Source organism: Oleiphilus sp. HI0128, assembly GCF_001635365.1.
Genome location: NZ_LWGG01000539.1, coordinates 1 through 4621 on the forward strand (window position 1 = coordinate 1; position 4621 = coordinate 4621).

Sequence of the window (4621 nt, forward strand, 5' to 3'; positions counted from 1 at the left end):
GATCACCGCAATAATATTTTTGGCTTCGACGACTTGTTTATCACTCACATTGAGTTCCAGAATAAATTCTATTTATAGGGCTAAGGTGCCTGATAAATATAGAAATTACCACATAGAATAAGCATACCCTACGATATGTATACCAAGAAGCACTAGGCCCAAATAGAAAGACCATGTAAAATAGTCAACTATTCTTACTTAAGCAGCCGAAAACTATGCAAGCCGACACCTCTCTTTTTTCTTATCCTAAGTACTGGGCAGAATGCTTCGGTATTGCACCCTTCCTACCCATGTCTCGTGAGGAAATGGATACTCTGGGTTGGGATAGTTGCGATGTTATTATCATTTGCGGTGACGCTTACGTCGACCACCCCAGCTTTGGCATGGCGGTCATTGGTCGGCTGCTAGAGTCTCAAGGTTATCGAGTTGGAATTATTGCCCAGCCGGACTGGACATCGAAAGATGATTTTCAAAAGCTTGGTAAGCCAAATTTATTTTATGCGGTTTCTGCGGGCAACATGGACTCGATGATCAATCGTTATACAGCTGATCTGAAGATTCGCCATGACGATGCCTACACCCCAAACAACGAGGGTGGTAAGCGCCCTGACCGTGCAGTAACGGTTTATAGTCAGCGCTGTAGAGAAGCCTACAAAGATATCCCGGTTGTGATCGGTGGGATTGAAGCTAGCCTACGCCGAATCGCTCAATACGACTACTGGTCAGACAAGGTAAAACGATCGGTTCTGATGGACTCAAAAGCAGATATCCTACTTTATGGGAATGCAGAGCGAGCAATATCTGAGGTAGCCCTACGTATATCCCGAGGTGAACACCCCAAGGATATGAAAGATATCAAAGGAACAGCTTGCCTACTAAAAGAATTGCCAGAAGGCTGGAATATAAAAGATTCCTCGCGCATCGAAAAACCAAAAGCGCTTGACCCAGCGAACCACCCGTTCCAGAAAAACCCTTATCAAGAAACTGAAATAGAAGGTTCCGAGTCGACAAGTAAATGCGCCGACAATCAGCAAGTCGATAAAGCAGAGCCAATCAAAATTTTACCATTTCCAGAACAAAGCGCTGATAAAGAGAGAGAATTTATCTTACTCCCCTCTTTTGAAAAGGTTTCCAAGGACCCTGTGCTTTATGCTCACACCTCCCGAATACTGCACCTGGAAACTAATCCAGCCAATGCCCGAGCCATTGTTCAGCCTCACGATCAACGCTATGTTTGGGTAAACCCACCAGCCATTCCTCTATCGACAGATGAACTTGATAGCGTCTTCGAACACGCTTATCAGCGAGTGCCTCATCCTAGCTACGGTGATGCAAAAATTCCTGCCTACGAGATGATACGTTTCTCGGTCAATATTATGAGAGGCTGTTTTGGTGGCTGTTCATTCTGCTCGATCACAGAACATGAAGGCAGAGTAATACAGAGTCGATCAGAAGATTCCGTTATCCATGAGATTGAGCGAATCAGGGATATGACACCCGGTTTCACCGGCACCATTTCTGATCTGGGCGGACCTACTGCAAACATGTACCATCAGAATTGTCGCTCAGAGGAAATTCATGCAAGTTGTCGTCGACTGTCATGCGTCTATCCTTCAATTTGCAAAAATCTGATTACTGACCACTCGCCCACAACAAATCTATACCGACGCGCCAGAACACTACCCGGAATTAAACGCATACTTATTGCTTCCGGCTTACGCTACGACCTAGCAGTAGAAGACCCGGAATATATAAAGGAACTTGTTACACACCATGTAGGCGGCTACCTGAAAATTGCACCGGAACATACTGAGAGCGGCCCTTTATCAAAAATGATGAAACCCGGCATGGGCACTTATCATCGCTTTAAAGAACTATTTGAAAAATATTCTGCCGAAGCCGGAAAAAAGCAATACCTTATTCCTTACTTCATATCAGCTCACCCTGGCACGCGCGATGTCGATATGATGAACTTGGCATTATGGTTAAAAGAAAACGGATTTAGGGCGGATCAGGTACAAAACTTTTATCCCTCACCGATGGCTAGCGCCACCGCCATGTACCATTCCGAGAGAGATCCGCTCCACCGGATCAATTACAAGACAGAAAAGGTGTCCATTCCCAAGGGCATAAAACAGCGACGCCTACATAAAGCGTTTTTGAGATATCACGACCCGGACAACTGGCCACTGTTGCGAGAAGCGCTTAAAGCGATGGGTAAGGCTCATTTGATTGGCTATGGGAAAAAACATCTCGTTCCACCAAACCAACCAGTTAAAGGTACTAAGCAAGGTGCCAAGATGAGCCAGAATAGAAAAGCGGCTCAAAGACCAGGAAATAAGAACAAGCAGGGAAATAGAAAGAATCAAAAGGGAAAGATTCTGACCCAGCATACTGGCCTTCCTCCCCGTAAAAGTAAGTAAGAATATTTAACAGACCTAAAAGTGTGCAGCAATACTCACAAATTTGTATTGCTGCACAACAATCCCTATAATCCGCCCCCCCGTTTAAACGACATTTTAATGACCGAGAGAAGCCTTCTCTCAACCAGAGGTATTCATGTTCGAACCCCGCGCAAGCTCGCATCTCAGTATCAAGAACGACGTCCTATCCGGCTTAACCGTTGCATTGGCGCTAGTCCCTGAAGCTGTTGCATTTGCCTTTGTTGCAGGCGTGGAGCCAATTGTTGGTTTGTATGCTGCTTTCATGGTCGGACTCATTACGGCTTGTATCGGTGGTCGACCAGGAATGATTTCGGGTGCTACCGGTGCTCTTGCCGTTGTTATGGTATCGCTGGTCGCACAACACGGTGTTGAATACCTCTTTGCTACGGTAGTTTTAATGGGAATCATACAAATTGCGGCAGGCATGCTAAAACTAGGCAAGTTTATTCGCATGGTTCCCCACCCGGTTATGCTTGGCTTCGTTAACGGCCTCGCGATTGTGATTTTCCTCGCTCAACTTAGCCAGTTTGGAGAAAACAACGGCACGGGCTGGTTGCAAGGAACAGGACTAGAAGGTTCCATTATTGATATTGCCTGGCTCGAAAGTAATGCCATGATCACAATGCTTACTCTCGTTTTTGCTACCATGGCTATTATTCATTTCTTACCCAAATTAACCAAGGCGATACCTTCATCACTGGCAGCCATTGTCATTGTCTCTTTGGTCGTCATTTTCTTTGGCCTTGATACTCGAGTGGTAGGTGACGTTGCATCAATTTCCGGCTCTTTACCTAGTTTTAGCATTCCATCAGTGCCTTTCACTCTGGAGACATTGTGGATCATCTTGCCTTATTCTTTTATATTGGCAGCGATTGGCTTGATTGAATCTCTATTAACCCTCACGCTTATCGATGAAATGACACAAACTCACGGTAAAGGTAACCAAGAGTGTATCGGTCAAGGCGTGGCAAATACTGTAACGGGTTTCTTCGGTGGCATGGGTGGCTGTGCAATGATCGGCCAAAGCATGATCAACGTTAATTCAGGTGGTCGCGGCAGACTGTCCGGTATATCTGCAGGCTTATTCCTACTCTGCTTCATCTTATTTGCCGCGCCTCTGATTGAACAGATCCCCGTTGCTGCACTAGTCGGCGTTATGTTCATCGTTGTCATCGGTACCTTTGAATGGTCCAGCTTCCGAATTCTTCGAAAAGTTCCCCGCTCTGACGCTTTTGTATTAATCCTGGTATCTGGTGTCACAGTGGCAACAGACTTGGCAATTGCAGTAATCGTAGGTGTAATTGTTTCCGCGCTCGTCTTTGCCTGGGAACACGCGAAGCATGTGTATATTCACGAGAAAGAGAATGAAGAAGGTTCAACGGTCTACGAAGTAGAAGGCCCCCTGTTCTTTGGTTCAATTGCGAACTTCCTAGAGCAATTTGATGTTCAAGCGGGCAACGACGACATTATTATCGACTTCGCTCAATCCAGAGTATACGACCACTCAGGCATTGAGGCGATCGACACACTAGCCGAGCGCTACCTGAACGCAAACAAGACTTTACACATTCGCCATCTAAGCCCGGAATGTAGAAGCTTGCTTAAAAACGCCGGTGATTTGATCGAAGTCAACGTGATAGAAGATCCGAACTACCATATTGCGACAGATAAGCTAGACTAAGACTTGAATTTAGTTGCCCTTCCTAGCAGGAGCTTATCAGATGACTAGTAAAGATAAATTTGGTTTAGATAAAGTACTTAATCGCTTTAATAAAGAGTTCGAGAAGACATCCGATCATTTTAATCAATTGATTAACGATGCGTTCAAACAACTTGAAAGCTTGCAGTCTCAAGTTCAAGAGCCGATCAAGAAAGTAGTTGAAGATCTGGATAAGCTTCGCGACAAAGAAATGAACCGCTTTCAGAAGGAGTTTGACAAGCGCCTGGATGAGTTTCATGAGCTACAGTCTCAACTCCTTGAAAAAATAGGCGTCGAAGCAAAGGCTCCTGCGAAGAAAGCGGCTCCGGCTAAGAAAGCAGCTCCGGCTAAAAAAGCAGCTCCGGCTAAGAAAGCGACTCCAGCTAAGAAAGTAGCTCCGGCTAAGAAAGCGACTCCAGCTAAGAAAGCAGCTCCGGCTAAGAAAGCGACTCCAGCTAAGAAAGCAGCTCCTGCTACA

3 protein-coding genes are annotated in these 4621 nt (G+C 45.6%); all 3 read left to right on the forward strand.

The window, feature by feature from the left end; genetic code table 11:
- The first annotated feature begins 215 nt into the window (after window positions 1–215).
- On the forward strand, window positions 216–2423 hold the full coding sequence (locus tag A3763_RS06455; protein WP_082865016.1) for a YgiQ family radical SAM protein: 2208 nt from the start codon (window positions 216–218) through the stop codon (window positions 2421–2423).
- A gap of 136 nt (window positions 2424–2559) precedes the next feature.
- Complete coding sequence (locus tag A3763_RS06460; RefSeq protein WP_068512480.1) at window positions 2560–4125, forward strand: SulP family inorganic anion transporter; 1566 nt, start codon at window positions 2560–2562, stop codon at window positions 4123–4125.
- A 40-nt stretch (window positions 4126–4165) separates the two neighbouring features.
- Window positions 4166–4621: hypothetical protein (locus tag A3763_RS28330; protein WP_068759952.1), on the forward strand; the 456-nt coding region annotated here is incomplete at its 3' end.

Excerpts from the sequence above, each read along its gene's own strand:
- A3763_RS06455 (WP_082865016.1), top strand. The coding sequence starts at position 216 with ATGCAAGCCGACACCTCTCTTTTTTCTTATCCTAAGTACTGGGCAGAA.
- A3763_RS06460 (WP_068512480.1), top strand. The coding sequence starts at position 2,560 with ATGTTCGAACCCCGCGCAAGCTCGCATCTCAGTATCAAGAACGACGTC.